27 protein-coding genes are annotated in these 24,940 nt (G+C 59.9%); 12 read left to right on the top strand and 15 right to left on the bottom strand.

Features of this window, described 5'->3' with window-relative positions:
- Positions 1-10: 10 nt before the first annotated feature.
- The 7 genes from pheS to B2J69_RS05850 all read right to left on the bottom strand — a co-directional run bounded on the left by pheS (position 11) and on the right by B2J69_RS05850 (position 5,522).
- Complete coding sequence (pheS, locus tag B2J69_RS05875) at positions 11-994, bottom strand: phenylalanine--tRNA ligase subunit alpha (RefSeq protein ID WP_081137303.1); 984 nt, start codon at positions 992-994, stop codon at positions 11-13.
- Positions 995-1,139: 145 nt separating this feature from the next.
- Positions 1,140-1,184, bottom strand: coding sequence for a pheST operon leader peptide PheM (gene pheM / locus B2J69_RS24245; RefSeq protein ID WP_121626058.1), 45 nt, complete (start codon positions 1,182-1,184; stop codon positions 1,140-1,142).
- Positions 1,185-1,304: 120 nt separating this feature from the next.
- Complete coding sequence (rplT, locus tag B2J69_RS05870; RefSeq protein WP_010616241.1) at positions 1,305-1,661, bottom strand: 50S ribosomal protein L20; 357 nt, start codon at positions 1,659-1,661, stop codon at positions 1,305-1,307.
- Between the two features lie 86 nt (positions 1,662-1,747).
- Entirely contained in the window at positions 1,748-1,945 is a 198-nt protein-coding gene (rpmI, locus tag B2J69_RS05865; protein WP_081137701.1) for a 50S ribosomal protein L35, read from the bottom strand.
- A 99-nt stretch (positions 1,946-2,044) separates the two neighbouring features.
- Positions 2,045-2,587, bottom strand: a complete 543-nt coding sequence (gene infC / locus B2J69_RS05860) for a translation initiation factor IF-3 (RefSeq protein ID WP_081137301.1) — start codon at positions 2,585-2,587, stop codon at positions 2,045-2,047.
- Between the two features lie 4 nt (positions 2,588-2,591).
- Positions 2,592-4,520 carry a threonine--tRNA ligase gene (gene thrS / locus B2J69_RS05855; protein WP_081137299.1) on the bottom strand — a complete coding sequence of 643 codons (1,929 nt, stop codon included), beginning with the start codon at positions 4,518-4,520 and terminating at the stop codon, positions 2,592-2,594.
- 240 nt (positions 4,521-4,760) lie between these two features.
- A complete protein-coding gene (locus B2J69_RS05850) occupies positions 4,761-5,522 on the bottom strand; it encodes a DUF481 domain-containing protein (RefSeq protein ID WP_081137297.1) in 762 nt (253 codons plus the stop codon).
- Between the two features lie 354 nt (positions 5,523-5,876).
- Here B2J69_RS05850 and ghoS point away from each other — a divergent pair, with 354 nt between their 5' ends.
- Both ghoS and B2J69_RS05840 read left to right on the top strand, forming a co-directional pair.
- Positions 5,877-6,167 carry a type V toxin-antitoxin system endoribonuclease antitoxin GhoS gene (gene ghoS, locus B2J69_RS05845; RefSeq protein ID WP_081137295.1) on the top strand — a complete coding sequence of 97 codons (291 nt, stop codon included), beginning with the start codon at positions 5,877-5,879 and terminating at the stop codon, positions 6,165-6,167.
- 136 nt (positions 6,168-6,303) lie between these two features.
- Positions 6,304-7,197, top strand: a complete 894-nt coding sequence (locus tag B2J69_RS05840) for a fructosamine kinase family protein (RefSeq protein ID WP_081137293.1) — start codon at positions 6,304-6,306, stop codon at positions 7,195-7,197.
- 4 nt (positions 7,198-7,201) lie between these two features.
- Here the strand turns inward: B2J69_RS05840 and B2J69_RS05835 are convergent, their stop codons facing one another.
- Complete coding sequence (locus B2J69_RS05835; protein WP_081137291.1) at positions 7,202-7,738, bottom strand: YniB family protein; 537 nt, start codon at positions 7,736-7,738, stop codon at positions 7,202-7,204.
- A gap of 144 nt (positions 7,739-7,882) precedes the next feature.
- Between B2J69_RS05835 and hxpB the strand changes: the two genes are divergently transcribed.
- The 6 genes from hxpB (at position 7,883) to B2J69_RS05805 (ending at position 13,211) form a co-directional block, all read left to right on the top strand.
- Entirely contained in the window at positions 7,883-8,563 is a 681-nt protein-coding gene (gene hxpB, locus B2J69_RS05830; RefSeq protein ID WP_081137289.1) for a hexitol phosphatase HxpB, read from the top strand.
- A gap of 176 nt (positions 8,564-8,739) precedes the next feature.
- Positions 8,740-9,576, top strand: coding sequence for a 5-dehydro-4-deoxy-D-glucuronate isomerase (gene kduI / locus B2J69_RS05825; protein ID WP_081137287.1), 837 nt, complete (start codon positions 8,740-8,742; stop codon positions 9,574-9,576).
- 16 nt (positions 9,577-9,592) lie between these two features.
- Positions 9,593-10,354, top strand: coding sequence for a 2-dehydro-3-deoxy-D-gluconate 5-dehydrogenase KduD (gene kduD / locus B2J69_RS05820; protein ID WP_081137285.1), 762 nt, complete (start codon positions 9,593-9,595; stop codon positions 10,352-10,354).
- Between the two features lie 140 nt (positions 10,355-10,494).
- A complete protein-coding gene (locus B2J69_RS05815; protein WP_081137699.1) occupies positions 10,495-11,085 on the top strand; it encodes a metal-dependent hydrolase in 591 nt (196 codons plus the stop codon).
- A 154-nt stretch (positions 11,086-11,239) separates the two neighbouring features.
- Positions 11,240-12,631: an L-cystine transporter gene (locus tag B2J69_RS05810; RefSeq protein WP_081137283.1), complete on the top strand. Its 1,392-nt coding sequence runs from the start codon at positions 11,240-11,242 to the stop codon at positions 12,629-12,631.
- Between the two features lie 196 nt (positions 12,632-12,827).
- The gene (locus B2J69_RS05805) at positions 12,828-13,211 is read left to right on the top strand and encodes a DUF6515 family protein (RefSeq protein WP_081137281.1); all 384 of its coding nucleotides are present in this window, start codon (positions 12,828-12,830) and stop codon (positions 13,209-13,211) included.
- A gap of 63 nt (positions 13,212-13,274) precedes the next feature.
- On the opposite strand, the gene osmE is transcribed toward B2J69_RS05805, so the two are convergent.
- Positions 13,275-13,610: an osmotically-inducible lipoprotein OsmE gene (gene osmE / locus B2J69_RS05800; protein WP_081137279.1), complete on the bottom strand. Its 336-nt coding sequence runs from the start codon at positions 13,608-13,610 to the stop codon at positions 13,275-13,277.
- A gap of 191 nt (positions 13,611-13,801) precedes the next feature.
- Here osmE and B2J69_RS05795 point away from each other — a divergent pair, with 191 nt between their 5' ends.
- The 4 genes from B2J69_RS05795 (at position 13,802) to cho (ending at position 17,516) form a co-directional block, all read left to right on the top strand.
- The gene (locus B2J69_RS05795) at positions 13,802-14,389 is read left to right on the top strand and encodes a TetR/AcrR family transcriptional regulator (RefSeq protein ID WP_081137277.1); all 588 of its coding nucleotides are present in this window, start codon (positions 13,802-13,804) and stop codon (positions 14,387-14,389) included.
- Positions 14,386-15,579 (top strand): multidrug effflux MFS transporter, encoded by a 1,194-nt coding sequence (locus B2J69_RS05790; RefSeq protein ID WP_081137275.1) that lies wholly within the window; start codon positions 14,386-14,388, stop codon positions 15,577-15,579. Before B2J69_RS05795 ends, B2J69_RS05790 begins: the two co-directional genes overlap by 4 nt.
- A 126-nt stretch (positions 15,580-15,705) precedes the next feature.
- Positions 15,706-16,530, top strand: a complete 825-nt coding sequence (gene nadE, locus B2J69_RS05785; protein WP_081137273.1) for an ammonia-dependent NAD(+) synthetase — start codon at positions 15,706-15,708, stop codon at positions 16,528-16,530.
- A gap of 125 nt (positions 16,531-16,655) precedes the next feature.
- The gene (gene cho / locus B2J69_RS05780; RefSeq protein WP_081137271.1) at positions 16,656-17,516 is read left to right on the top strand and encodes an excinuclease Cho; all 861 of its coding nucleotides are present in this window, start codon (positions 16,656-16,658) and stop codon (positions 17,514-17,516) included.
- A gap of 75 nt (positions 17,517-17,591) precedes the next feature.
- On the opposite strand, the gene spy is transcribed toward cho, so the two are convergent.
- From spy to B2J69_RS05750, 6 genes are all read right to left on the bottom strand, one after another.
- Complete coding sequence (gene spy / locus B2J69_RS05775; protein ID WP_081137269.1) at positions 17,592-18,077, bottom strand: ATP-independent periplasmic protein-refolding chaperone Spy; 486 nt, start codon at positions 18,075-18,077, stop codon at positions 17,592-17,594.
- Positions 18,078-18,352: 275 nt separating this feature from the next.
- A complete protein-coding gene (gene astE / locus B2J69_RS05770; RefSeq protein ID WP_081137267.1) occupies positions 18,353-19,351 on the bottom strand; it encodes a succinylglutamate desuccinylase in 999 nt (332 codons plus the stop codon).
- 36 nt (positions 19,352-19,387) lie between these two features.
- Entirely contained in the window at positions 19,388-20,713 is a 1,326-nt protein-coding gene (gene astB / locus B2J69_RS05765) for an N-succinylarginine dihydrolase (RefSeq protein ID WP_081137265.1), read from the bottom strand.
- The gene (gene astD, locus B2J69_RS05760) at positions 20,710-22,179 is read right to left on the bottom strand and encodes a succinylglutamate-semialdehyde dehydrogenase (protein WP_081137263.1); all 1,470 of its coding nucleotides are present in this window, start codon (positions 22,177-22,179) and stop codon (positions 20,710-20,712) included. The genes astB and astD overlap by 4 nt, the downstream gene beginning before the upstream one ends.
- On the bottom strand, positions 22,176-23,207 hold the full coding sequence (gene astA, locus B2J69_RS05755; RefSeq protein ID WP_081137261.1) for an arginine N-succinyltransferase: 1,032 nt from the start codon (positions 23,205-23,207) through the stop codon (positions 22,176-22,178). Before astA ends, astD begins: the two co-directional genes overlap by 4 nt.
- Complete coding sequence (locus B2J69_RS05750) at positions 23,204-24,424, bottom strand: aspartate aminotransferase family protein (RefSeq protein ID WP_081137259.1); 1,221 nt, start codon at positions 24,422-24,424, stop codon at positions 23,204-23,206. The genes astA and B2J69_RS05750 overlap by 4 nt, the downstream gene beginning before the upstream one ends.
- Positions 24,425-24,940: the final 516 nt, after the last annotated feature.

The following is a 24,940-nucleotide window of genomic DNA, read 5'->3' as shown; positions in this document are numbered from 1 at the left end:
TAACCTGCCCTTATTTAAATTGTTTGAGGAAACGTAAATCATTTTCGAAGAAGGCGCGCAGGTCGCTCACGCCGTAGCGCAGCATGGTGAGACGCTCCATGCCCATACCGAAGGCGAAGCCGGAGTAAATTTCCGGATCGATGCCGACGTTGCGCAATACGTTCGGATGCACCATGCCGCAGCCCAGCACTTCCAGCCACTTGCCGTTTTTACCCATCACGTCCACTTCCGCTGAGGGTTCAGTAAACGGGAAGTAGGATGGACGGAAACGGATCTGCAAATCTTCTTCAAAGAAGTTGCGCAGGAAGTCGTGCAGGGTGCCTTTCAGATTGGTGAAGCTGATGTTCTTGTCGACAATCAGCCCTTCCATCTGGTGGAACATCGGGGTATGGGTCTGATCGTAATCGTTACGGTAAACGCGGCCCGGCGCGATGATGCGGATCGGCGGCTGCTGATTTTTCATGGTGCGGATCTGCACGCCAGAGGTCTGAGTGCGCAGCAGACGCGTGGCGTCGAACCAGAAGGTGTCGTGATCGGCGCGCGCCGGATGATGGCCCGGAATATTGAGCGCGTCGAAGTTATGGTAGTCATCTTCGATTTCCGGACCGGTCACCACCGCGAAACCCAGCTCGCCGAAGAAGTTTTCGATGCGATCGATGGTGCGCGTCACCGGATGCAGCCCACCGTTTTCCGTGCGGCGACCCGGCAGGGAGACGTCGATGGTTTCGGCGGCAAGGCGCGCGTTGAGCGCGGCGGACTCCAGCGTCTCTTTGCGCGCGTTAAGACGCTCCTGCACCTGCTGCTTCGCCTCGTTGATCACCGCGCCAGCGGCCGGACGCTCTTCCGGCGGCAGCTCGCGCAGCGTGGTCATCAGCTGCGTCAGGTGGCCTTTTTTGCCGGTATATTCGACGCGCACCGCGTCAAGGGTGGCGATATCCGTCGCCTCGTCGATAGCGGCCGTGGCGCGGGCCACCAGTTCTGCGAGTTGGGACATGGTTTCCTCTTCTTCCAGCCGGGCTGGTCAGTTCTCGTTGGGACGTATCCGTCCAATATGCTTCGCCAGAAACACGAAAGCCTCCACGAGGGAGGCTTTCGGCGCGATTTTTCGTTTCTTTTCTATGCGCAAAAGCCCCTGAGTGTCAGGCGCTAAAGTAAAAAAAGAAACGGAAAATAGCAGCATGCATGCTTGCGTTACCTTGCTGTGATTCTGAGGGCACTATTGAAAAGCCCTGCGGTGAAAATGTCAATCTTTTGCTTGAGTTACAGGCAATAAAAAAGGGAGCAAGCTCCCTTTTTCATCTGACTTACGCCAGAGCTGATTTTGCTTTTTCGACCAGTGCGGTGAACGCCACTTTGTCGAATACAGCGATGTCAGCCAGGATCTTACGGTCAATTTCAATGGACGCTTTTTTCAGGCCATTGATGAAACGGCTGTAAGAGATGCCGTTCTGACGCGCTGCGGCGTTGATACGCGCAATCCACAGTTGACGGAACTGACGCTTACGCTGACGACGGTCACGGTAAGCGTACTGACCAGCTTTGATAACAGCCTGGAAGGCAACGCGGTATACACGTGAACGTGCACCGTAGTAGCCTTTAGCTTGTTTTAAGATTTTTTTGTGACGTGCGCGAGCAATTACACCACGTTTTACGCGAGCCATGTGAGCTCTCCTGTATCAATATTCTGTGATGCCCTTACTCCTCTGCTTATCGCAAAGGCCTGGGGCAGATTTATAAAAAAGTTAACTTATGCGTACGGCAGGCAGGCAACAACCAGACCCAGATCGCCTTTAGACACCAGGCCTTTCGGACGCAGGTGACGTTTACGCTTAGTTGATTTTTTAGTCAGAATATGACGCAGGTTTGCGTGCTTACGCTTGAAGCCGCCAGAAGCGGTCTTCTTGAAGCGCTTAGCCGCGCCACGTACAGTTTTAATCTTTGGCATTTTAAAAATATCCACTTCGCATTGTTAATAAAACGAATCAGACAGGCGAACAAAGAACCGCACAGCGCGAACGCTGCGCGGTCAGTGTTACTTGAAAGCCTACTGTTTCTTCTTGGGAGCGAGCACCATAATCATCTGGCGGCCTTCGATCTTCGATGGGAAGGATTCGACCACTGCCAGTTCAACCAGATCTTCTTTCACGCGGTTAAGCACTTCAATACCGATCTGTTGGTGCGCCATCTCACGACCGCGGAAACGCAGCGTGATCTTGGCTTTATCGCCTTCTTCCAGAAAACGAATCAGGCTGCGGAGTTTTACCTGATAGTCGCCTTCATCGGTACCAGGACGGAATTTAATTTCCTTAACCTGGATAACTTTTTGCTTCTTCTTCTGTTCCTTAGAAGATTTGCTTTTTTCATAAAGGAACTTGCCGTAGTCCATAATACGGCACACCGGCGGTTCGGCGTTTGGGCTGATTTCTACTAAATCAACACCTGCTTCCTCAGCTTTTTCAATAGCTTCGCGAAGGCTGACAATACCAATCTGTTCGCCATCCACGCCAGTCAAGCGTACTTCAGTGGCACGGATTTCACCGTTGATTCGATTCGGACGCGTCGGTTGTACTCGTTTTCCGCCTTTAATAACCTTATTCCTCTAATTGGTGAAGATTGCGGCTGCGAATCTCTTGTTGCAGCTTCTCAACAAACACATCGATGTCCATCGTCCCGAGGTCTTTACCACGGCGGGTGCGAACGGCCACTTTGCCAGCTTCCACCTCTTTGTCACCGCAGACCAGCATATAAGGGACGCGACGTAATGTGTGCTCGCGGATTTTAAAGCCTATCTTCTCGTTTCTCAAGTCTGCTTTCACACGAATGCCAGCATTCTGCAATTTGCGTGTCAACATGTCGACATATTCTGCCTGCGCATCGGTAATATTCATCACTACCGCCTGCATCGGCGCCAGCCACGTCGGGAAGAAACCGGCAAACTCTTCGGTCAGGATGCCGATAAAGCGCTCCATCGAACCGAGAATGGCGCGGTGAATCATCACCGGCGTCTGCCGATCGTTGTTTTCGCCCACATAGGTGGCGTCCAGACGTTTTGGCAGGGAAAAGTCTAGCTGAACTGTGCCGCACTGCCAGGCGCGATCGAGACAGTCATACAGGGTAAATTCAATTTTCGGACCGTAGAATGCACCTTCTCCGGGCTGAAATTCAAACGGAATTTCGTTTTCATTCAACGCGGCGGCTAAATCTTCTTCCGCGCGGTCCCACATCTCATCGGTGCCGATGCGCTTCTCAGGACGCGTGGAGAGCTTCACCACGATCTTTTCAAAGCCGAAGGTGCTGTACATGTCATACACCATGCGAATACAGCTGTTCACTTCGTCGCGCACCTGATCTTCAGTACAGAAGACGTGGGCGTCATCCTGGGTGAAGCCGCGGACGCGCATCAGGCCATGCAGCGCGCCTGACGGCTCGTTGCGGTGACAGCTGCCGAACTCCGCCATGCGCAGCGGCAGATCGCGGTAGGATTTCAGCCCCTGATTGAAGATCTGCACGTGGCCCGGACAGTTCATCGGTTTGATGCAGTATTCACGGTTCTCAGAAGAGGTGGTGAACATCGCCTCTTTGTAGTTTTCCCAGTGCCCGGTTTTTTCCCACAGCACGCGGTCCATCATAAACGGACCTTTCACTTCCTGGTACTGGTACTCTTTCAGCTTGCTGCGCACGAACACTTCCAGTTCGCGGAAGATGGTCCAGCCGTCATTATGCCAGAAAACCATGCCCGGCGCCTCTTCCTGCATATGGTAGAGGTCGAGCTGCTTGCCGATTTTACGGTGATCGCGCTTCGCCGCCTCTTCCAGACGCTGCAGATAGGCGTTGAGCTGCTTCTTATCCGCCCAGGCGGTGCCGTAAATACGCTGCAGCATTTTATTGTTGCTGTCGCCGCGCCAGTAGGCGCCCGCGATTTTCTGCAGCTTAAAGTGGTGACAGAAACGCATGTTCGGCACGTGCGGACCGCGGCACATGTCGACATATTCTTCGTGATGATAGAGGCCAGGATGGTCGTCGTGGCTGATATTCTCATCCAGAATGGTGATTTTATAGCTCTCGCCGCGCTCGGCGAACACGTCGCGCGCCTGCTGCCAGCTGACGACTTTCTTCACCACGTCGTAGTTGGTTTCGGCCAGCTGGTGCATGCGTTTTTCCAGCGCGTCGATATCTTCCTGCGTCAGGGTATGATCGAGGTCGACATCATAGTAGAAGCCGTTGTCGATAACCGGACCGATCGCCATTTTGGTGTTGGGCCACAGCTGTTTGATGGCGTGTCCCAGCAGATGCGCGCAAGAGTGGCGAATGATCTCCAGACCCGCTTCATCTTTTGCGGTAATGATGGCGACAGAGGCGTCCTCGGTGATGGGATCGACCGCATCCACCAGCTGCCCGTTAACGCGTCCGGCAATACAGGCTTTCGCCAGGCCAGGACCGATATCCAGCGCGATATCCATCACGCTCACCGCGCGATCGTAGCTGCGCTGGCTGCCATCAGGAAGAGTAATTACAGGCATTTCATATCCTTAATTGCAGTGGTAAGCCACACGAAAGCTTACATACAACATTGAGTAAGAGTCGTTGCCCGGCGTGATGTCAGACCCACGTTGTCGGAATGACGCCAGGATTGTAGTGCGCCGCTGATGATAACAGCTTTGAACGGCCAGCAAAACCCGTGCACGACTCGCTAAGTCGAGGAAGCGACGAAAAAAAACCGCAGCCAGGGCTGCGGTCAGTAAGTGGTTTACGCGGCGAGGTTACATCGCGTAGGTCAGCATAATGCTGGTTTTGGTGTCGGTGCGATCGGGCGCAGATTCCGGCGGATTGTTGTTCCAGGTGACGTTATACGCCAGCTTCAGCGCGAAGTGATCGTTGATGCCGACCTGCAGACCGGTTTCCGAGTTCACGGTGGTGTCTTCGCCGAAGCTGCTCAGCACCGAGACGCCCTGAATAAATTTGGTGTTGTCGGTGAGCTGCCACTGATAGCTCAGCGCGCCGTAGCCCAGCGCTTTGGTTTCGCTGCCGCCGTCGTGGAAATCGTCATAGCGCACGCCCGGACCAAATTCCGCACGCAGCGAATGGATCGGGCCGTTCAGGATCTGACGACCGTAACCGGCGGTCAGCACGTCGCGTGAGTCGTAGCCGTTGAAACGGTCGCTCAGCCAGCTCGCCTGGCCAAACAGGTAGTCGAAGCTGTTGAGGTTGTAGCGCGAACGGCCGCCGATGCTGTAGGTTTCCGACGAGCGCTCATCGTTGGACGAGGTGTTCGACGCGTTGCCCCACAGGCTGTACGCCATCGAGCTCTGGTACCACGTCATATTAGTTTGCGCGGTCAGCGAGGAGCTGGTGGTGTTACCCGTTTGCGCCAGGTAACCAGCAGACGCGCTGCCGTCGAACGGCTTCTTCGCCGTTGAGGGATCGTCCATCGCGGTGAAAACGGTGTTGTCCGCCAATGCCTGGTGGCAAAACGCGCCGGCGGAGAGCAAAAGAACGGCAGAGAGCTTGTTAAGCACTTTCATTTATTGTGACCCGTACGACAGTTTAAAAAACAGTGAGTGTGAAGAGTTTTGCGGGCCAATCAATGCAATTTACGGTAAGTATTGTAAATAAGTATTAACTCGCCAGAAAGACGCCGCATACGCGCAATCCCGCTTGATTATTGGGACTTTTCTCATTAACGGCGCGCATTATAGTGATCGGGCAGGAAAAAAACAGCTGAGTTGCGACAAGATTTTTCACCCGACGGTTTCCCTGCCTTTACCCAGCTTTACTTTTGTGCTTGTAACAAACCGCACGCTTTATCCCGTTCATTATTCGCGCATTTTTTCACCATGGTCTACGCTGAGCACAGTCATGCCGCACAGAGGTAGAAGATGAACGACGAACTTAAGCGTTACATTGTCACCTTTCGCTATCAGGAATCGGGACTCGGCGACATTCAGGCGCTTAACAGCGCGATGGTCGCCGCCGGCTTCACCACCACGCTCAACGACGATGAAGGCAAACCGCACGAGCTGGGCACCAACAGCTTTGGGCTCATCAGCGCGCTCTCGCCGGACGATCTGCAGCAGCAGGCCGTTGCCGCCGGGGAAAGCGTGCTGCATCAAAAGCCCGACGTCAGCGTGACGACGCTGGACGCGTTCTTACGCGACGCCCATTTGTAAACACGCGCGCCATCCGTTCCGGTAAGCTGTGCGCAAGCGCGGGTTTTCGCCTGTTTTCACGCGATATAATCGCCGCGGTGCAGGAGAGAACCCTGACCGACTTTGCAGCCTGACAGGTTAAAAAGAGGATCGCCCAATGTGGAACGCTATTAGTCGTCTGTTAAGCGAACAGTTTGGCCATGCCGAGATTACCGAACGCCATGAGCTTCCCGGCGGCGACGTCCATCCCGCCTGGCGTATTCGCTATGGCGAGCACGACGTCTTTATGAAGTGCAATCATCGGGAGATGCTGACCCTGTTCACCTGGGAGGCGGATCAGCTGTCGCTGCTGGCGCGCACGCAGAGCGTTCGCGTGCCGGCGGTCTACGGCGTTGGCCACCACCGCGACCAGAGCTTTCTGCTGCTGGAGTATATTGCCCCTGAGCCGCTGGAGGGAGAGAACGCCTTTGCGCTGGGGCAGCAGCTGGCGCGTCTGCACCAGTGGAGCGAGCAGGCGCAGTTTGGCCTCGACTTCGACAATAACATCACCACTACGCCGCAGCCCAACAGCTGGCTGCGACGCTGGTCGGTGTTTTTCGCGGAACAGCGTATCGGCTGGCAGCTGCAGCTGGCCGAAGAGAAAGGCGTCACCTACGGCAATACCGAAGCGATCGTCAACTGCGTGCAGCGCGCCCTCGCCTCGCATCACCCACAGCCTTCGCTGCTGCATGGCGATCTCTGGCCCGCCAATTGCGCCGGCAGCGCAGGCGGCCCCTGGATTTTCGATCCCGCCTGCTACTGGGGCGATCGCGAGTGCGATCTGGCGATGCTGAGCTGGTTTCCCGCCATGCCGCGAGAGATTTATGAAGGCTATCAAAGCGTCTGGCCGCTGCCGGACGGTTTCTCACAGCGCCAGCCGGTCTATCAGCTCTACTATCTGCTTAATCGCGCCAACGTCTTCGGCGGCAGCTGGGTAAGCGAGGCGCAGTTCGCCATCGCGCGCCTGCTCGACGAAGACGCGCTGGCGCAGCGTCAGGCCAGACCGGCCTGACGCCTTACAGAAACCCGAGCAGCGACAGCACGAAATAGCCCGCGACGGCGATTGCGACCGGCAGGATATAGAGCGGAAAAATCTGCAGAAAAATCGTGTGGTGCGGCACGCGGATTTTCTCCTCCAGCTGCTGTCGCGTGCGGGCCTCGCTGCCTCTCGCCTGCTCCAGGATCAGCTGATCTTCAATCCCCTCTTTGATGTGCTTCGCCTGACGACCCATGCGCGACCCCGACGCCTCCAGCGCCAGACCGACGAAAATCAGGATATAGATAATCCAGAAGCCGATATTCATCTGACCGTGAAACTCCGGCACCGGCGAATTACGCCAGAAAAAGCCGAGGAACGGCGTGTTGAAGCGGATCATATCGACGATCACATGCACGAAGTCGAGCATCACGGCATCGATGCCCGGCTGTTTTTCGCTGTGCCTGAACATAAAGCTCAGCACTGAAATCATGGTCGACAGCAGCGCGAGCAAAAAAATTGCCCAGCCAGCCACTCGCTTAAGGATGGCGATGCGGCCAGCCTGTTGATATGTCATGGTATCTCCTGTACCCGAATTCCCGTTTGCAGTCAGTCTACCTGCCTGTCAGTTTTATTTCCTGAAAAAAGCGTCACCTGCGCCGCTTTCGCCGCGCGCCTCAGCCCATGATAAGGTAGCGCAAATTCTACAAGGAGCCAGCCGATGCCCTATACCCGCCCTGTTTACGCCGCCCTGTTTGATATGGATGGCCTGATTATCGACTCCGAACCGCTGTGGGATCGGGCCGAACTCGATATTTTCGCCTCGCTGGGCGTCGATCTGTCGCGCCGCGCCGAACTGCCGGACACGCTGGGCCTGCGCATCGACCAGGTGGTGCGCATGTGGTATGAAACCCTGCCCTGGTCCGGCCCGGATCAGCAGGAGGTGACCGCGCGCATTATCGCCCGCGCGCTGGCGCTAATAGAGGAGAAGCGGCCGCTGCTGCCAGGCGTGAAACAGGCGCTGCAGCTGTGCCGCGAGCGTGGGCTAAAAACGGGGCTGGTTTCCGCCTCGCCTCTGATGATGCTGGAGCGGGTGCTGGCGCTGTTCGATTTGCGCGGCGATTTCGACGTGCTGGTCTCCGCCGAGGCGCTGCCCTACAGCAAGCCCCATCCGCAGGTCTATCTCGACGCCGCGGCGCGGCTCAACGTCGATCCGCTGCACTGCGTGACGCTAGAGGACTCGGTTAACGGCATGATCGCCACCAAAGCGGCGCGCATGCGCTCTGTGGTGGTACCGCCCGCAGCGCTGCGCGACGATGCGCGCTGGTCGCTGGCAGACGTCAGGCTGGACGATCTGACCCAGCTCACCGCCGCGCATCTGCTGGGCGATACGCACAGCTGATGCAGGCTGTTTATCGCAGAAACCCGCCAGCGGCGGGTTTTTTGTTGCGGCATGATCGCCCTCTCAAAAAATAAAACATCGTTTCATTTTTATTGAATTGCGCGCCCACTCCTCTTAAGATGCCCTTCAGACGCCCTGTGGGGCACGCGTACCTGACTTCGCCAGAGAGGATTAAGATGGACGTACGTCAAAGCATTCATAGTGAGCACGCCAGGCAGCTCGACACCGCCGGGCTGCGCCGCGAATTTCTGATTGAGAAAATCTTTGAAGCCGACCGCTATACCCTGACCTACAGCCATATCGACCGCATTATTATCGGCGGCGTGATGCCGGTTGCCGGCAGCGTCGCCTTCGGCAATGAGATGGGCAAACAGCTCGGCGTGAGCTACTTCCTGGAGCGGCGGGAGCTGGGCATGATCAATATCGGCGGCCCAGGCAGCGTCGAGGTAGACGGCAAGGTGTGGGAGATTGGCAGCGAAGAGGCGCTCTATGTGGGCAAAGGCGCCGAAACCCTGAGCTTCCGCAGCCACGACGCCAGCCGTCCGGCCAAGTTCTATTTCAACAGCGCCCCGGCGCACAGCCGCTTTCCCGATAAAAAAATCGGCAAAGAGGAGGCGGTGCGCACCACGCTCGGCGATGCGGCGACCTCAAACCGACGCACCATCAACAAATACCTGGTGCCGGACGTGCTGCCCACCTGTCAGCTCACCATGGGCCTGACCCGCCTCGAGAATGGCAACCTCTGGAACACCATGCCCTGCCACACCCACGAGCGCCGCATGGAAGTCTATTTCTACTTCGATATGAACCCGGAAAGCGCGGTGTTTCATATGATGGGCCAGCCACAGGAGACACGTCATCTGCTGGTGCATAACGAGCAGGCGGTGATCTCCCCCAGCTGGTCGATTCACGCTGGCGTCGGCACCGAACGTTACACCTTTATCTGGGGCATGGTCGGCGAGAATCAGGTATTCGACGACATGGATCATGTCAACATCCGCGATCTGCGCTAATAAAGGAGGCGCTCTCATGATACTTAACGCATTTAATCTGGAAGGAAAAATCGCGCTGGTCACCGGCTGCAACACCGGTCTCGGCCAGGGTATGGCGCTGGGGCTGGCGCAGGCCGGCTGCGATATCGTCGGGGTCAACCGCGACGATCCTACGGAAACGCAGCAGCGCGTCGAGGCGCTGGGCCGTCGCTTCTGGTCGCTTCAGGCGGATCTGATCCAGACGGAACAGGTGCCAGGCGTGGTCGAGCAGGCGGTGGCCGCCGCCGGCAGAATCGATATTCTGGTCAATAACGCCGGGATCATCCGCCGCGAAGACGCGCTCAATTTCAGCGAGCAGGACTGGGATGATGTGATGAACATCAACAGCAAAAGCGTTTTCTTCCTGTCGCAGCAGGTTGCGCGCCAGTTTATCGCTCAGGGCAGCGGCGGCAAGATCATCAATATCGCCTCTATGCTGTCGTTCCAGGGCGGCATCCGCGTGCCCTCGTACACCGCGTCGAAAAGCGCGGTAATGGGGCTGACGCGCCTGATGGCAAACGAGTGGGCGAAACACGGCATCAATGTTAACGCTATTGCGCCGGGCTATATGGCCACCAACAATACCGAGCAGCTGCGCAGCGACGAAGGCCGCAGCGCGGAGATTCTGGGGCGTATTCCCGCCGCCCGCTGGGGCGTGCCGGAGGATATGATGGGGCCGGTGGTGTTCCTGGCGTCCGCCGCCTCTGACTATGTTAACGGCTATACGCTGGCCGTCGACGGCGGCTGGCTGGCGCGCTAAGCCTTTCTTGCCTGACGACACGGCGGCGTCCTGCCGCTGTGTCGTGAAAAAATTCACGCCTCGTTACAGCGTCACAACTTCTCATTTACTGGATAAATCCCTATACTGGATGCATCGACAGTTTGCAGCCAGGTTTTATCATGACGGGCGAAGGCCACGTAATTTTCGCTATTGCCACCGCTATTTTTGCCAAGCGCGCGGAGCTGACGCCCGTGCTGGCGCAGGCTGACTGGTGGCACCTTATCTCCGCCTCGCTGCTCACCTGCCTGCTGCCTGATATCGATCACCCTAAGTCGCTGCTCGGCCAGCGGCTGAAGTGGCTCTCTTATCCTATCGCGCGCGCCTTTGGCCATCGCGGCTTTACCCATAGCCTGCTGGCGGTAGCGGCCAGCCTGTGGCTGTTTCAGATTAACGTGCCGGACGACTGGCTGCTGCCTGCGGATGTGCTGCAGGGCATGACGCTTGGCTATCTCAGCCATATCGTGGCGGATATGCTGACGCCCGCCGGCGTGCCGCTGCTGTGGCCGTGCCGCTGGCGCTTTCGCCTGCCTATTCTCAGAAGCCAGAAAGGCAACCAGCTGGAGCGCACGCTCTGCCTGGCGCTGGTGGGCTACGCGCTCTGGTTTCCGCCGGGCGCGCCCTCTTTTGGTGCGCAAGGGTGGCCGTCGCAGCTCTTCGATACGTTGCAAAACGGCGTTTCCCGACTGATTTCCACGCAAAAAGCGCATTAAAGCAGCAGAAAGCGCTGTCTGGTTATAAGCCATTCCATTTGGATATAAGTGAGCGCGCAGGCGAGCTGGTAACATACCGGCACTTAATTCGTGCGTCACATTATCTGGCGTGCCGGCGCGGCGTGCGCAGCCGGACGTTCTCTCTGGAGCCAATATGGATCTACCTCTGATACTTAATCTCGTGGCCTTCGTCGCGCTGCTGCTGCTGCTGTCGCGCCTTGGCCGTCAAGGCTGGAGCCTGTCGAAAAAGGTGCTGGTCGGCCTGGTGATCGGCGTACTGTTCGGACTGGCGCTGCAGGCGATTTACGGTCAGCAGAGCGAGGTGCTGAAAACCTCTATTAGCTGGTTCAATATTGTCGGCAACGGCTACGTGCAGCTGCTGCAGATGATTGTCATGCCGCTGGTGTTCGCCTCGATCCTCAGCGCGGTGGCGCGTCTGCATAACGCCTCGTCGCTGGGCAAAATCAGCCTGCTGACCATCGGCGTGCTGCTGGTGACCACGGCTATCTCGGCGTTGGTCGGCGTTTTCGTCACCGGCCTGTTCCATCTCAGCGCCGAGGGTCTGGTACAGGGCGCGCAGGAGAGCGCGCGTCTGGCCGCCATCCAGAGCAACTATGCGGGCAAAGTGGCGGATCTGACCGTTCCTCAGCTGCTGCTCTCGTTTGTGCCGAAAAACCCGTTCGCCGATCTGACCGGCGCCAGCCCGACCTCGATCATCAGCGTGGTGATCTTCGCCGCCTTCCTCGGCGTCGCGGCGCTGCAGCTGCTGAATGATGACGCCGCCAAAGGCGAGCGCGTGCTGGTGGCGATCGACACCCTGCAGTCCTGGGTGATGAAGCTGGTGCGCCTGATCATGAAGCTGACCCCCTACGGCGTGCTGGCGCTGATGACCAAAGTGGTCGCCGGCTCGAATCTGCAGGACATCATCAAGCTCGGCGGCTTTGTCGTCGCCTCCTATCTGGGGCTGGCGATTATGTTCGGCGTGCATGCGCTGCTGCTGTCGGTCAACGGCATCAATCCGCTGCGCTTCTTCCGCAAGGTGTGGCCGGTGATCACCTTCGCCTTTACCAGCCGCTCCAGCGCCGCGAGCATTCCGCTGAATGTGGAAACCCAGACGCGTCGCCTGGGCGTGCCGGAGTCTATCGCCAGCTTCTCCGCCTCTTTTGGCGCCACTATTGGTCAGAACGGCTGCGCCGGCCTCTATCCGACGATGCTGGCGGTGATGGTCGCGCCGACGGTCGGCATTAACCCGTTCGATCCGGTCTGGATCGCCACGCTGGTCGGCATCGTTACCCTGAGTTCGGCGGGCGTCGCAGGCGTCGGCGGCGGCGCGACCTTTGCCGCGCTGATCGTGCTGCCGGCCATGGGCCTGCCGGTGACGCTGGTCGCCCTGCTGATCTCTATCGAACCGCTGATCGATATGGGCCGCACTGCGCTTAACGTCAACGGCGCGATGACCGCCGGCTCGCTCACCAGCCGCTGGCTCGGTCTGACCGACAAAGCGGTGCTGGAGAGTGACGAACAGGCCGAGCTGGCGCACCGCTAAGCGCTCGCTTCGCCAACTGAAACCGGGCCGCTGCGCCCGGTTTTTTTATGCCCGCACTTCACAATCCGCCCCCCTTTATGGCGGCCCCGTTAAGAAAGCGTTAAGCGTGGTAAAGAGAGGAAAAAGTCGCGCCTCTGCGCTTGTTTTTTCGACGGAAAAAGCGAATGCTGCTGGCAGTTATCGCAGGAGAAAACCCATGAAAAAAGTTATCGCCTCACTGCTGGCGTTAACGCTGTTGTCGCCAGCCATTGTCTCTGCTCATCCCGGCGGTTGGGGTCCCGGCCCTGGCCCGCACTGGGGCGGTCCCGGTCGCGGCTGGGGTGGTCCCGGCCCGCTGCGCTTCCTGCCTGAAGCGGCCACCGCGGTGCTGATCGGCGGTCTGACCTACTATATGCTCAACGGCGCCTACTATCAGCGTCAGGGCGAAAACTACGTGGTGGTGCAACCGCCAGCGGAGCCGGGCAGCGCAATGCGCGTGCTGGACTTTAACGGCCGTCGCTTCTACGTGCAGGAAGGCCACTACTATCAGCGCGACATTAACGGCGAATATATCGAAGTGCCGCGTCCCGCCGGCCTGTAAAAACCGCCTAACGAAAAACGGCCCGTCAATGACGGGCCGTTTGCTATTCTGTGGGGTCGCGGCTTACTGCGCAGCCTGCGGATCGGTGTCGTAATCTTTACAGCTCTGGAAGCCGTAGTTCATCACGCGACCGGTGTCGCTGTAGCTGACGAAGTAGGTCTGCGGTTTGCCGTCACGCTCGCCCAGTACATAGGTCTGGCAGGTGCCGCGCGCGTGGACCATGGTGATTTCCGTGGAAGCCGGTCCCGCAATCTGGCGCACCTGATCGCGCGTCATGCCTTTTTTCACATCCTTAACTACCGGCTTGCTGACGTAGCTCTCAGCACGATCGTAAGCCGTACAACCAGACAGTGCGGCCAGCGCCAGCGCCGCAGCGATACATCCCATTGCTTTTTTCATCTTGTTGTTCCTCATTGTATAGTCCATGTGAGCATAAGCCTGGAACATAAAAGCAGATTAATCAACTTTATGGCGCGTTTTTAAGTTGAGTCTGAAACGTCAGGTTAGCGTAAAAAAGCTGTTCTTATGGCGATCGACCCGTATAATCCGGCGCGAGAATAAGCACTCTCAAAACTAGTTTCGGAGGCGAGATGAACAAACAGCGTGAAGCGCGCGATGCGCGACATCGTACCCGCCAGGATGAAATCATCGCGGCGGCGCGCCGCTGTTTTCGTCAGTCGGGCTTTCACGCCGCCAGCATGGCGCAGCTCGCCAGCGCCGCCAGCCTGAGCGTCGGGCAGATCTACCGCTACTTTCCCAGTAAAGACGCGCTGATCGAAGAGATGGTCACGCGTATCGTCGACAGCCGCGTGGCGGCGATGAGCGAACAGACCGACGCCAGCCATCTCGCCGATATGATTGCCCGTCGCGACACCCTGAACGAAGAGGATGAGATGCTGATGCTGGAGGTGGCCGCCGAAGCGAGCCGCAATCCGCGCGTCGCCGAGATCCTGCAAACCGCCGAAACGCGGCTGTTTCACAACGCCTGTGAAAAAATGCGCGTCGACTATCCGCACCTCAGCGACGCGCAGCGCGCCGCCTGCGTTGAAGTGCTGGCAGTGCTGGTGGAAGGCACCGCGTTTCGCCGCCTGACGACGCAGAAAGCGTCAGCGGACCTGCTTCATACCCTCTACAAACAGATGATCCACGACTTAGTTAAGCCCTCAGAGGACAAATGACACCTGCACTAAATAACCGACTGGTCTATGCCATCACGCTAGGCCTGCTGGCGGCGCTCGGCCCGCTCTGCATCGATCTCTACCTTCCCGCGCTGCCTGAGCTGGCGCGCGATCTCCATACCTCGACCGCCACCGCGCAGCTGAGCCTGACCGCCGGCCTGCTCGGGCTGGGCGCGGGGCAGCTGCTGTTCGGGCCGATGAGCGATAAGTTCGGCCGTCTGCGCCCGCTAACGCTCTCGCTGATCCTGCTGTTTATCGCCTCCATCGGCTGCGCGCTGGCGCAGGATATCCACCAGCTGCTGTTGGCGCGCCTGTTTGAAGGCCTGGCGGGCGCGGGCGGCGCGGTGCTGTCGCGCGCGGTGGCGCGTGATATGTACAGCGGGCATGAGCTGACGCGCTTTTTCGCCCTGCTGATGCTGGTCAACGGCCTGGCGCCGATTGGCGCGCCGGTGCTGGGCGGCGTGCTGATGACGGTGCTTAACTGGCGCGGCATCTTCGCGGTGCTGGGCGCGACGGCGCTGCTGCTGATCCTGCTGGCGCGCTGGAAGCTGCATGAAACCCTGCCGCCTGAACGCCGCAGCCAGGGCTCGGTCTTTTCCGCCTGGGCGGCGCTGGGCCAGGTGATCGTCCATCGTCCCTTTATGGGCTTCTGTTTGACGCAGGCGTTTATGATGTCGGGCATGTTCGCCTATATCGGCGCCTCGCCGTTCGTGCTGCAGCAGATTTATGGCCTGTCGCCGCAGGCGTTTAGCTTCTGCTTCGCCGCGAACGGTGTCGGCCTGGTGATCGCTTCGCAGACCAGCGCGCGCCTCTGCCCGCTCTGGGGCGAGTATCGCGTGCTGAAAGGCGGCCTGACGCTGGCGTTCGTCGCCTCCAGCCTGCTGCTGCTGGCGGGTATCACCGGCGCGCCGCTGCCGCTGGTGCTGGTCGCGCTCTTCTTCACTATCGCCAGCAACGGGGTGATCGCCACCACCGCCTCCTCGCTGGCGATGCAGAGCCAGGGCCATCGCGCCGGCAGCGCCTCGGCGGTGATCGGCGTCTGCATGTTCTCGCTCGGCGCCATCGCCGTGCCCGTGACCGGGCTGGGCGGCACCTCGCTGCTCAGCATGACCGGCACCATCTTCGGCTGCTTTATGCTGGCGATCCTGATGTTTATTTTCCTGGCGCAGAAACCGGCGCCGCGCGGATAAACTGCCTGATATGGCAATGGTTAACCGGAAACAACCGGCGCTTTGGCTTGTTGTTTTCGGCGATGCACGTTAGCTTTAATAAAAGGTTCGCACGGGCCGACAGGCCTCTGACTCGAGGAGAGATTCATGTCACTGCAGCAGGAAATCATTACCGCACTCGGCGTTAGCCCTGAAATCGACGCGCAGCAGGAAATTCGCCGCAGCGTCGATTTCCTCAAAAGCTATCTGAAGCGCAATCCGTTTTTGAAAACGCTGGTGCTGGGCATTAGCGGCGGCCAGGACTCGACGCTGGCGGGCAAGCTGTCACAGCTCGCCATTAGCGAACTGCGCGAAGAGAGCGGCGACAGCGCCTATGCCTTTATCGCCGTGCGTCTGCCCTATGGCGTGCAGGCGGATGAGCAGGACTGTCAGGACGCGCTGGCGTTTATCCAGCCGGATCGCTCGCTGGTGGTCAATATCAAAGAGTCGGTGCTGGCCAGCGAACGCGCGCTGCGCGAGGCGGGCATTGAACTCTCTGACTTTGTGCGCGGCAATGAAAAAGCGCGCGAGCGTATGAAGGCGCAGTACAGCATTGCCGGCATGAGCAAAGGCCTGGTGGTGGGCACCGACCATGCGGCGGAAGCGGTGACCGGCTTCTTCACCAAATATGGCGACGGCGGCACCGACATCAACCCACTGTTCCGTCTGAATAAGCGCCAGGGCAAGCTGCTGCTGAAAACCCTCGGCTGCCCGGAGCATCTCTACCTGAAACGTCCGACGGCGGATCTGGAAGACGATCGTCCTGGCCTGGAGGATGAAGTCGCGCTCGGCGTCACCTATGAGATGATTGACGACTATCTGGAAGGCAAAAGCGTCGCGCCGGAAACGGCGAAAATCATCGAAAACTGGTATCAGAAAACCGAGCACAAACGTCGCCCACCGATTACGGTGTTCGACGATTTCTGGAAATAACGCCCTTTTCCCCTGCTTACCGGCAGGGGAAATGTTTTCCCGCCTGAATGTTCACCGATTAACCCGCTGGCGAAAGCCTGAACAGACTGATATGCTGTATGAATACACAGTTACAGGAGTCTGTCTTGGTTCGACGTGCCGCCACGCACCGCCTCGAGTTCGACGCGGCTGCCATCTACGAATATCCCGAACACCTGCGCGAATGGCTGGACGGTTTGCCCAATCAGCCGGGCGTCTACACCTTTCACGGCGACAGCGAGACGCTGCCGCTCTATATCGGGAAAAGCATTAATCTGCGATCGCGGGTGATGTCCCATTTTCGCACGCCGGAAGAGGCGCGTATGCTGCGCCAGGCGCGGCGCGTCAGCTGGATCCCCACCGCCGGCGATCTCGGCGCGCTGCTGCTGGAAGCGCAGATGATCAAAACGCAGCAGCCGCTGTTCAACAAGCGCCTGCGCAAAAATCGCCAGCTCTGCTCGATTCAGATCGCCGAGGGCAAGCCCGAAGTGGTTTACGCGCGCGACGTCGACTTTTCCCACTCGCCCAATTTGTTCGGCCTCTACCGCAGCCGCCATAAGGCGCTGGAGACGCTGAAATATCTCGCCGACGAGCATCAGCTCTGTCACGGGCTGCTCGGGCTGGAGAAGCTGAGCGCCAACCGCGCCTGTTTCCGCGCCGCGCTGCGCCGCTGCGCCGGCGCCTGCTGCGGCCGCGAGACGCTGGACGACCATCAGGCGCGCCTGCTGGAGGCGCTGGAAAGCGTGCGGGTAATCTGCTGGCCGTGGCAGGGTCCGGTGGCGCTGATCGAGGAAGGCAAGCTAATGACGCAGATCCACGTTATCGATCACTGGTTCTATCTGGGGTCGGTTAACAGTATGGAAGAGGCGCGCCGGCTGAAGCGCGCGCCGAGCGGCTTCGATCACGACGGCTATAAAATTTTGTGTCGGCCGCTGCTCTCCGGCCACTATCCCATCGAGCCCTTATAAAAAAACCGCCGACGCTGCCCAGTCTCTTTTGGTAGCTGGACAACGTCGGCGGTCTCACTGCCTTAATTCAGCGGATTATTCAGCCGGCGGCGGTGCCATTTTGCCGTCACGCGGGCCTTTCTCGGTCAGACGCTTTTCAAAATTGGCGTTGTACTGCTTTTTCTGCTCCGGCGTCAGCACGTTATAGAGCTTGTTCTGGGTTTCCATCATCGCCACCGCGCGCTCTTTCGCGTCTGCGGTCATTTTCTCTGCCTGCGCTTCCGCTTTGGCGCGGTCGAAGCTGTCAGAGGCGATAATCGCGTGGCCGGCGCGGCGCTCTTCCAGCGACGGACGTTTAAACTCTTTATGGCTCTCTTTCATGATGTCGCGGATCTGGGTCTTCTGCGCGTCAGTCAGGTTGAGGCCTTTGAACATCATCATGCCGTGGTGCATCGGTGGCTTATGCATCGGCTTTTCGCTGCCGGCCGGCGGCGGCGTCAGGTTGTCGGCCGCTGCGTGCACCGCGCTTGCCGCACCGAATGCCAGAGTAGAAGCCAGAATCAGGGAAGTCAGTTTACGCATAATAGTGTCCTTATCATTCAGTTAATGACGACAGCAGCCTGTCGCGTCTTCGAGAACAAGATTACGCTGCTGAATGTCAATCACTCAGAGAGTGAGTAAAGCCGTGAAAGCATAAAAGACAACATTCGGCCAATCATGGAGAGAATGAGAAGAATTGCGTGAGGAATTGCAAAAGAGTATGAATTTAAAGCGAATATGGCAGGAATAGTGGAGGAGTGTAAGGGTTACGGCAGCAAAGCGGAAGGAAAATCCCGCACCTGCCGCCGTTTTTTTCGTCAGCGCGGCAGCGCCTCGGCTGGCGCGCCCTCCTCCACCAGCATTAGCCCGGCGCGCAGCCCCAGCGCCACGCCAGGATTGGGAAACAGCACACACTCGCGCGCCTGCTGCACCACGTATTGCGTCTCGCCATCCTCCGCCAGCAGCGTGCCCTGGGGAAAGGCGGTGAAGTTGCGCGTCTCTGCGTCCATATGCAGTTTGAACCGCTCGCTGAGTCGGGTGATCTGCTGCACCACCCGGTAGCGGCGCGGCGTCTGCTGCGGCGCCGGCAGCGGCGCGCCGCTCAGCAACGCGGTCAGCGCCTGCTGCGCGGCGGCGAACTGGGTCAGGTCGTTGGCGCCGAACGGCAGCGCTTTGCCCAGCTCCAGCGTGCAGCTGGCGGCGTTAAAGGTGGCGCAGCTAAAGTGGGTGAAGGTGCCGCCGGGCGCGGTGTGGTACACCAGCGCCTCCAGCCCCGCCGCCGCGAGCCAGTGAAGAAAGGCGTCCGGCCAGGGCTGGGGATTAAGCGGCAGCACGCCAAAGCGCGTATGCCAGGAGCCGCGAATGGCGGTATGCAGATCGAGATGCCAGCGCGGCTGATCCTCTTTGCATCCCTGCAGCCAGAAGGCTTCTATCGCCTGCTCCAGGCGCAGCGCGCGCCGCGCCTCGTCACAGTCGTCAATCTGCTGCCAGCGTCCGCCGAACAGGCGATTGACGTCATGGCGCAGGTAGCGCTTGTTGGCGCGCAGCGCGGCAGGGTTGCCGAGGATCGCCAGCACGCGATGGCGCAGCGCCATTTCGCCGCGCAGCAGCGCGCCGATAAGGCTGTTCATGATCTCAACCGGCGCGGTCTCGTTGCCGTGAATACCCGCCGACAGCACCAGCGCCTGCCGCGGGTCGCTGAGGGGATCGAGCTGAAGAATACCGTGATCGTGCCACTGCCAGCGCAACCAGGGCGTCTCGCCGCATCGCTGACGCGGCGCCTCCCCTGACAGCGTTTGCTGAAGAAAATCGTGCATAGCTACTCCTGTCTGCGATGAAAAGCGCCGTTCCCGCTACTGCTGAAACGCATATACGCTGCCTAAGTCCAGCAGCCGCGTCAGCTCGTCCAGCGCGTCGCGCCCCTCGATCAGCAGCTGCGGATCCGCCAGATCTGCCTGCGTCAGGCGGTCGCGGTAGTGGCGATCCACCCAGCCGTTGAGCGTGGCGAACAGGCGATCGTCCATCATTACCGCCGGGTTCAGCGCCTGCTGCTCCTGCGGCGTCAGCACCACGCGCAGCCGCAGACAGGCGGGGCCGCCGCCGTTGTGCATGCTTTCGCGCAGATCGAAGCTGAGCAGCTCGCGCAGCGGTCCGCCCTGCTCCAGCTGTTCGTTCAGGTAATCCCAGACGCCCCCATGCTGGCGCGACTCCTCTGGCAGCACCAGCAGCATCGCGCCATCTTCGCGCGTCAGCAGCTGGCTGTTAAACAGATAGGTGCTGACCGCGTCCGCCACCGAGACGCGGCTGGCGGGCACTTCGATAGCGGTAAAGCCCGGCACGCGCTGCTGCAGCGTCGCCAGCAGCGCCGGCTGATCGACAAACGCCTGCTGATGGCAGAACAGCACCTCACGGTTGCTCACCGCGATAACGTCATTGTGAAACACGCCCTGATCGATCACCTGCGGATTCTGCTGGGCAAAGAGCGTGTGGCGCTCGTCCAGCTGATGCAGTCGGGCGACCGCCTGGCTCGCCTGCAGCGTCTGCCGCGCGGGATAGCGTCCCGGCGCGCTGCCGCCGTTATCGTCGCGCCCGTAAACGAACAGCTGCAGGCTGCGTTCGCCATACGCCGTGCCGAGGCGGTTATGGTTGGCGGCCCCTTCGTCGCCGAACAGCGCCGACTGCGGCAGCGCGTCGTGCACGGCGAAGCGCTGCGGATCGCGAAAGATAGCGCGCAGCAGCCGGGCGGTCTGCGGCGCCTCCATGGCGCGATGGAATTTGTTATTCAGGTTCGCCACGGTGAAGTGCAGCCGTCCGTCGGCGCTGTCGGCCGAGGGCGACACCGTCGCCGCGTTGGCGACCCACATCGCCGAGGCGGAACTCACCGCCGACAGCAGCCCTGGCGAGCGTTTCGCCGCCTGCGCCAGCACCTGCGCATCGCTGCCGCTAAAGCCGAGCTGGCGCAGCAGCGGCAGATTGGGCCGCTCATGCGGCGGGATCACCCCCTGCAAAAAGCCGCGATCTGCCAGCGCTTTCATCTTCAGCAGCCCCTGCTTCGCTGCCAGCCGCGGATTCGACGGCTGATGCTGGTGGCGCGTCGAGGCTTCATTGCCGAACGATAATCCGGCGTAGTGGTGCGTCAGGCCCACCAGCCCGTCGAAGTTCGCTTCAACTGTTTTCATGCCTGCTCCTCGCGCGCCGAGAAATCGAGCCCCGGCGAGAGCGCGGCGGGCAGCGTCAGGTCAGGCGTCTCCAGCGACGCCATCGGCCAGGCGCAGTAGTCCGCTGCATACCAGGCGCTGGCGCGATGGTTGCCGGAGGCGCCGATGCCGCCGAACGGCGCGCTGCTTGCCGCGCCGGTCAGCGGTTTATTCCAGTTGACGATGCCGGCGCGCGCCTCCAGCAGCAGCTGGTCGAACTGAGCGCGTGAGGGTGAGATCAGGCCGCATGAGAGGCCGTAGCGCGTGTCATTGGCGAGGCGGATCGCCTCATCAAAGCGATCGTAGCGGATGACGTTCAGCAGCGGGCCGAACACCTCTTCGTCCGGCAGCCCGCTTACCTGGGTAACGTCAATAATGCCCGGCGTCAGCAGCGCCGCGCCGCGTCGCGGCCAGCGCATCTCCAGCAGCGGCCTGCCGCCGAGCGCGACGCGCTGCTGCCACGCCTGATAAATTTTTTCCGCCGCCTCGACAGAGATCACGCTGCCCATAAAGGGCTGCGGGTCGGCGTTCCACGCGTCAGGCTGCAGCCGCGCGCTCACGTCCACCAGCCGCTGCAGAAAGGCGTCGCCCGCCGCGCCGCGCCTCACCAGCAGACGGCGCGCGCAGGTGCAGCGCTGCCCGGCGGTAATAAACGCGGACTGAATGGCGATATGCACCGCCGCGTCGATATCAGCGGGATCCTCGACAATCAGCGCGTTGTTGCCGCCCATTTCCAGCGCCAGCATCTTCTCTGGCTGTCCGGCGAACTGGCGATGCAGCTGATAGCCGGTGCCCGCGCTGCCGGTAAAGAGCACGCCGTCGATCTGCGCCTCTGCCGCCAGCGCCTGGCCGGTGGCGCGCGCCCCCTGCAGCAGGGCCAGCACGCCGCGCGGCAGTCCCGCCTCCAGCCAGAGCCGCACGGTTTTTTCCGCCGTCAGTGGCGTCAGCTCGCTCGGCTTGAACAGTACGCAGTTGCCCGCCAGCAGCGCCGGCACGATATGGCCGTTAGGTAGATGACCGGGAAAGTTATAGGGGCCGAACACCGCCAGCACGCCGTGCGGCCGATGGCGCAGCGAACTTTCGCCTTCGTGCTGTTCGCCGGTGCGCGTGTGGAAAGCCTTTACCGAGATAGCGACCTTATTGATCATCGCCTGCACTTCGGTCAGCGCCTCCCAGCGCGGCTTGCCGGTTTCGGCGGCGATGGTTTCCGCCAGCTCGGTTTTACTGCTTTCCAGCCGCGCGGCGAACCGCTCCGCCAGCGCCTGGCGCTCGGCGAAGGGCCGCCGCGCCCACGCGGGAAACGCCTCGCGGGCGGCGGCGGCGGCCTGCGCAATCTGCTCTGCCGTGGCGGCGTTGCCCTGCCACAGGGTGTCGCCGGAAACCGGATCGATTTTATGCAGGGGGTCGCCCTGGCCCGGCAGCCATTCGCCGTTAATCATCTGCGTCATGCTCTTTTCTCCTCGCCGCCCAGCGTCACCACGCGCAGGCTGTCGCCTGACTGCACGCGCAGTGCCCTGAGCTGATGCTCATTCAGCACCACGTCGTGCTGCTCAATACGCGCCGGCAGCAGCGCGACGCGGAAATGGTGGTAGTCCAGATTCGCCACCAGACAGAGCGGCGCATAAGGGTCCGGCTCGCCGAGCGCCGCGCTGCGCACGTGGCTTTTGCGAATGGCGCGAATGTCGTCGATTTCGCACTCCAGCGTCGGGCCGCCGTCAAAGATGTCGATATAGTTGCGGTAGCGGAAGCCTTCTGCCTCCAGCACCGCGCGCGCGGGCGCGGTTTTCTCATGCACCTGGCCAATCACCGCCTTCGCCTCGGGCGAGAGATAGTCAATATAGAGCGGATGCTTCGGCATCAGTTCGGCGATAAACGCCTTCTGGCCGGTGCCGCTGAGAAAGTCCGCCTTGCGAAACTCCATTGAGAAAAAGCGGCTGCCGACGCTCTCCCAGAACGGCGAATGCCCTTCGTCGTCGCTGACGCCGCGCATCTCCGCCACCACGCGATCCATAAACAGCTGGCGAAAATTGGCCATAAACAAAAAGCGCGACTTCGACAGCAGATAGCCGTTTTTACCGTCGCGGTAGTCGGGATCGAGAAACAGGGTGCAGAGTTCGCTGCTGCCGGTGTGGTCGTTGCTCAGCGACAGCGTCGGCAGCGCCGCGTAGACGTTTAGCTCTTTCGAGGCGTGCACCTGGGTGCCGACGCGAAAATTGTACCAGGGCTCCTGCAGCCCGACCGCCACCTCAATGGCGCAGATGCCTACGGCGCGGTTATCTTCGCTGTCCGCCAGCACAAAGACGTAGCCCTGTTCGGCGCGCGGCAGCGCATCCTGCCAGGTTTGCAGCGATCGCTCGATGCGCGCCTGTAGAGTTGGACTGTCCACCGGCAGCGAGGTCAGGCCGCCGCCGGTTTTCGCCGCCAGCGCCAGCAGCTGCGCCAGATCGTCATGTTCAACCGGGCGTATTACCATCATGATGTCGATCCTCGCGCCAGGTGTTCGCAGGCGACGGCAAAGCGCGCCATGCCGGTTTTCACCTCTTCTTCACTGATATTTAACGCGGGCGCGAAGCGCACCACGTTCGCGCCGGCGATTAGCACCATTACGCCCTGCTCGGCGGCGGCCAGGTTAAACTGCTTCGCCTTGCCGGCGTAGTCATCATTCAGCACCGCGCCGATCAGCAGACCAAGGCCGCGCACCTCTTTAAACAGATGCAGCCGCTGGTTGATCTCCTCCAGCGCCTCGACGATCCAGCGATGGCGCTCCATTACGCCCGCCAGCGTGACGGGCTGGTTGATCAGCTCCAGCACCTTGCCCGCCACCGCGCCCGCCAGCGGATTGCCGCCGTAGGTGGTGCCGTGGGTGCCGACGTTCATCACCTGCGCCAGATCCTCGCGGGTCAGCATTGCGCCGATGGGAAAACCGCCGCCTAACGCTTTGGCGGTGGTCAGCACGTCCGGGGTGACGCCGTAGTGCATATAGGCGTAAAGCGACCCGGTGCGGCCCACCCCGCTCTGCACTTCGTCAAAAATCAGCAGCGCCTGGTGTCGATCGCAGAGTTCGCGCAGGCCGCGCAAAAAGGCGGGATCGGCGGGCAGCACGCCGCCTTCCCCCTGAATCGGTTCGACAATCACCGCGCAGGTATTGTCGTCAATCAGCTGCGCCGCCGCCTCCAGGTCGTTAAACGGGGTATGGCGAATATCGGGCGGCAGCGGGGCGAAATCTTTTGAGTAGGCGGGCTGGCCGCCGGCGGACACGGTAAACAGCGTGCGGCCATGGAAGGCGTTATTAAAGGCGACAATGGTGCTTTTCTGCGCGCCGTAACGATCGTGCGCGGTTTTGCGCGCCAGCTTAAGCGCCGCCTCGTTGGCTTCGGCGCCGGAGTTGCAGAAGAAGACGCGGTCAGCGAAGGTGGCGTCGATCAGCTGCTTCGCCAGGCGCAAAATCGGCTCGTTGGTGTAGCCGTTGCCGGTATGCCACAGGCGCGCCGCCTGTTCGGTCAGCGCCTGCTGCAGCGCCGGATGCGCATGGCCCAGCGCGTTAACGGCGATGCCGCCGGCAAAGTCGATATACTCCTTGCCGTTCTGATCCCAGAGCGTCGATCCCGCAGCGCGTACCGGGACAAAGTTCGCTGGCGCATAGACCGGCACCATCCATTGATCGAAATCGTGACGCGAAACCTGCAGTGACATAACTGTTTCTCCTGCCTTCCCGCCCGGCGCGCCGGTGAGTAAAGCGAATGTTTTAAATTTGTGAAATCGGGGTAAACGCAGCCCTACTCTAGATTGCAGCTAACGTGCCAGCCAAGCGAAGAAATGCATAAAAGCCTCGATGCAACGGAATATCAACAGGTTACGCAACGACGCTATTCACTTAAAATGAATAGATAGTGAATAATTTTGCTGGCGCCGCGCTTGCGCCGCACAATGCGCAGCGGATTTATGCACTCGCCGGAGTAAATGTTGCTTTTGTGATCGCTCCTGACTTTTATGGCCGCTTTCGGGCAATTTACGCACCCTGGCGGTGCGTGCTGCCCTGTTAACGCGCAGCGCAGGCAAAAAAATAAGGCGGCCCCGCGTCAGAAATAATGCGCACAACCTTTTTCATCACGCGCAAATAAAGCAACCGATAAAAGAAAAGGCTATTTTTTGAACAGAAACGGATAATAAATGATGAGCGCCAACACAATTATTGCTGACGTTATTATC

The sequence above is a fragment of the Pantoea latae genome, from assembly GCF_002077695.1.
In the GTDB taxonomy this organism is placed as follows: Bacteria; Pseudomonadota; Gammaproteobacteria; order Enterobacterales; family Enterobacteriaceae; genus Pantoea; species Pantoea latae.
This window is presented reverse-complemented; position numbering and strand designations above follow the sequence as displayed.

What these genes read in the sequence shown, in the direction of transcription:
- B2J69_RS05810 (WP_081137283.1), top strand. Translation starts at nt 11,240, where the DNA reads ATGGATCTACCTCTGATACTTAATCTCGTGGCCTTCGTCGCGCTGCTG.
- osmE (WP_081137279.1), bottom strand. Translation starts at nt 13,610, where the DNA reads ATGAAAAAAGCAATGGGATGTATCGCTGCGGCGCTGGCGCTGGCCGCA.
- ghoS (WP_081137295.1), top strand. Translation starts at nt 5,877, where the DNA reads ATGAACGACGAACTTAAGCGTTACATTGTCACCTTTCGCTATCAGGAA.
- kduD (WP_081137285.1), top strand. Translation starts at nt 9,593, where the DNA reads ATGATACTTAACGCATTTAATCTGGAAGGAAAAATCGCGCTGGTCACC.
- astA (WP_081137261.1), bottom strand. Translation starts at nt 23,207, where the DNA reads ATGATGGTAATACGCCCGGTTGAACATGACGATCTGGCGCAGCTGCTG.
- hxpB (WP_081137289.1), top strand. Translation starts at nt 7,883, where the DNA reads ATGCCCTATACCCGCCCTGTTTACGCCGCCCTGTTTGATATGGATGGC.
- rplT (WP_010616241.1), bottom strand. Translation starts at nt 1,661, where the DNA reads ATGGCTCGCGTAAAACGTGGTGTAATTGCTCGCGCACGTCACAAAAAA.
- nadE (WP_081137273.1), top strand. Translation starts at nt 15,706, where the DNA reads ATGTCACTGCAGCAGGAAATCATTACCGCACTCGGCGTTAGCCCTGAA.
- B2J69_RS05835 (WP_081137291.1), bottom strand. Translation starts at nt 7,738, where the DNA reads ATGACATATCAACAGGCTGGCCGCATCGCCATCCTTAAGCGAGTGGCT.
- B2J69_RS05840 (WP_081137293.1), top strand. Translation starts at nt 6,304, where the DNA reads ATGTGGAACGCTATTAGTCGTCTGTTAAGCGAACAGTTTGGCCATGCC.
- B2J69_RS05850 (WP_081137297.1), bottom strand. Translation starts at nt 5,522, where the DNA reads ATGAAAGTGCTTAACAAGCTCTCTGCCGTTCTTTTGCTCTCCGCCGGC.
- B2J69_RS05795 (WP_081137277.1), top strand. Translation starts at nt 13,802, where the DNA reads ATGAACAAACAGCGTGAAGCGCGCGATGCGCGACATCGTACCCGCCAG.
- B2J69_RS05805 (WP_081137281.1), top strand. Translation starts at nt 12,828, where the DNA reads ATGAAAAAAGTTATCGCCTCACTGCTGGCGTTAACGCTGTTGTCGCCA.
- rpmI (WP_081137701.1), bottom strand. Translation starts at nt 1,945, where the DNA reads ATGCCAAAGATTAAAACTGTACGTGGCGCGGCTAAGCGCTTCAAGAAG.
- B2J69_RS05790 (WP_081137275.1), top strand. Translation starts at nt 14,386, where the DNA reads ATGACACCTGCACTAAATAACCGACTGGTCTATGCCATCACGCTAGGC.
- pheS (WP_081137303.1), bottom strand. Translation starts at nt 994, where the DNA reads ATGTCCCAACTCGCAGAACTGGTGGCCCGCGCCACGGCCGCTATCGAC.
- B2J69_RS05750 (WP_081137259.1), bottom strand. Translation starts at nt 24,424, where the DNA reads ATGTCACTGCAGGTTTCGCGTCACGATTTCGATCAATGGATGGTGCCG.
- spy (WP_081137269.1), bottom strand. Translation starts at nt 18,077, where the DNA reads ATGCGTAAACTGACTTCCCTGATTCTGGCTTCTACTCTGGCATTCGGT.
- kduI (WP_081137287.1), top strand. Translation starts at nt 8,740, where the DNA reads ATGGACGTACGTCAAAGCATTCATAGTGAGCACGCCAGGCAGCTCGAC.
- astE (WP_081137267.1), bottom strand. Translation starts at nt 19,351, where the DNA reads ATGCACGATTTTCTTCAGCAAACGCTGTCAGGGGAGGCGCCGCGTCAG.
- astD (WP_081137263.1), bottom strand. Translation starts at nt 22,179, where the DNA reads ATGACGCAGATGATTAACGGCGAATGGCTGCCGGGCCAGGGCGACCCC.
- astB (WP_081137265.1), bottom strand. Translation starts at nt 20,713, where the DNA reads ATGAAAACAGTTGAAGCGAACTTCGACGGGCTGGTGGGCCTGACGCAC.
- thrS (WP_081137299.1), bottom strand. Translation starts at nt 4,520, where the DNA reads ATGCCTGTAATTACTCTTCCTGATGGCAGCCAGCGCAGCTACGATCGC.
- B2J69_RS05815 (WP_081137699.1), top strand. Translation starts at nt 10,495, where the DNA reads ATGACGGGCGAAGGCCACGTAATTTTCGCTATTGCCACCGCTATTTTT.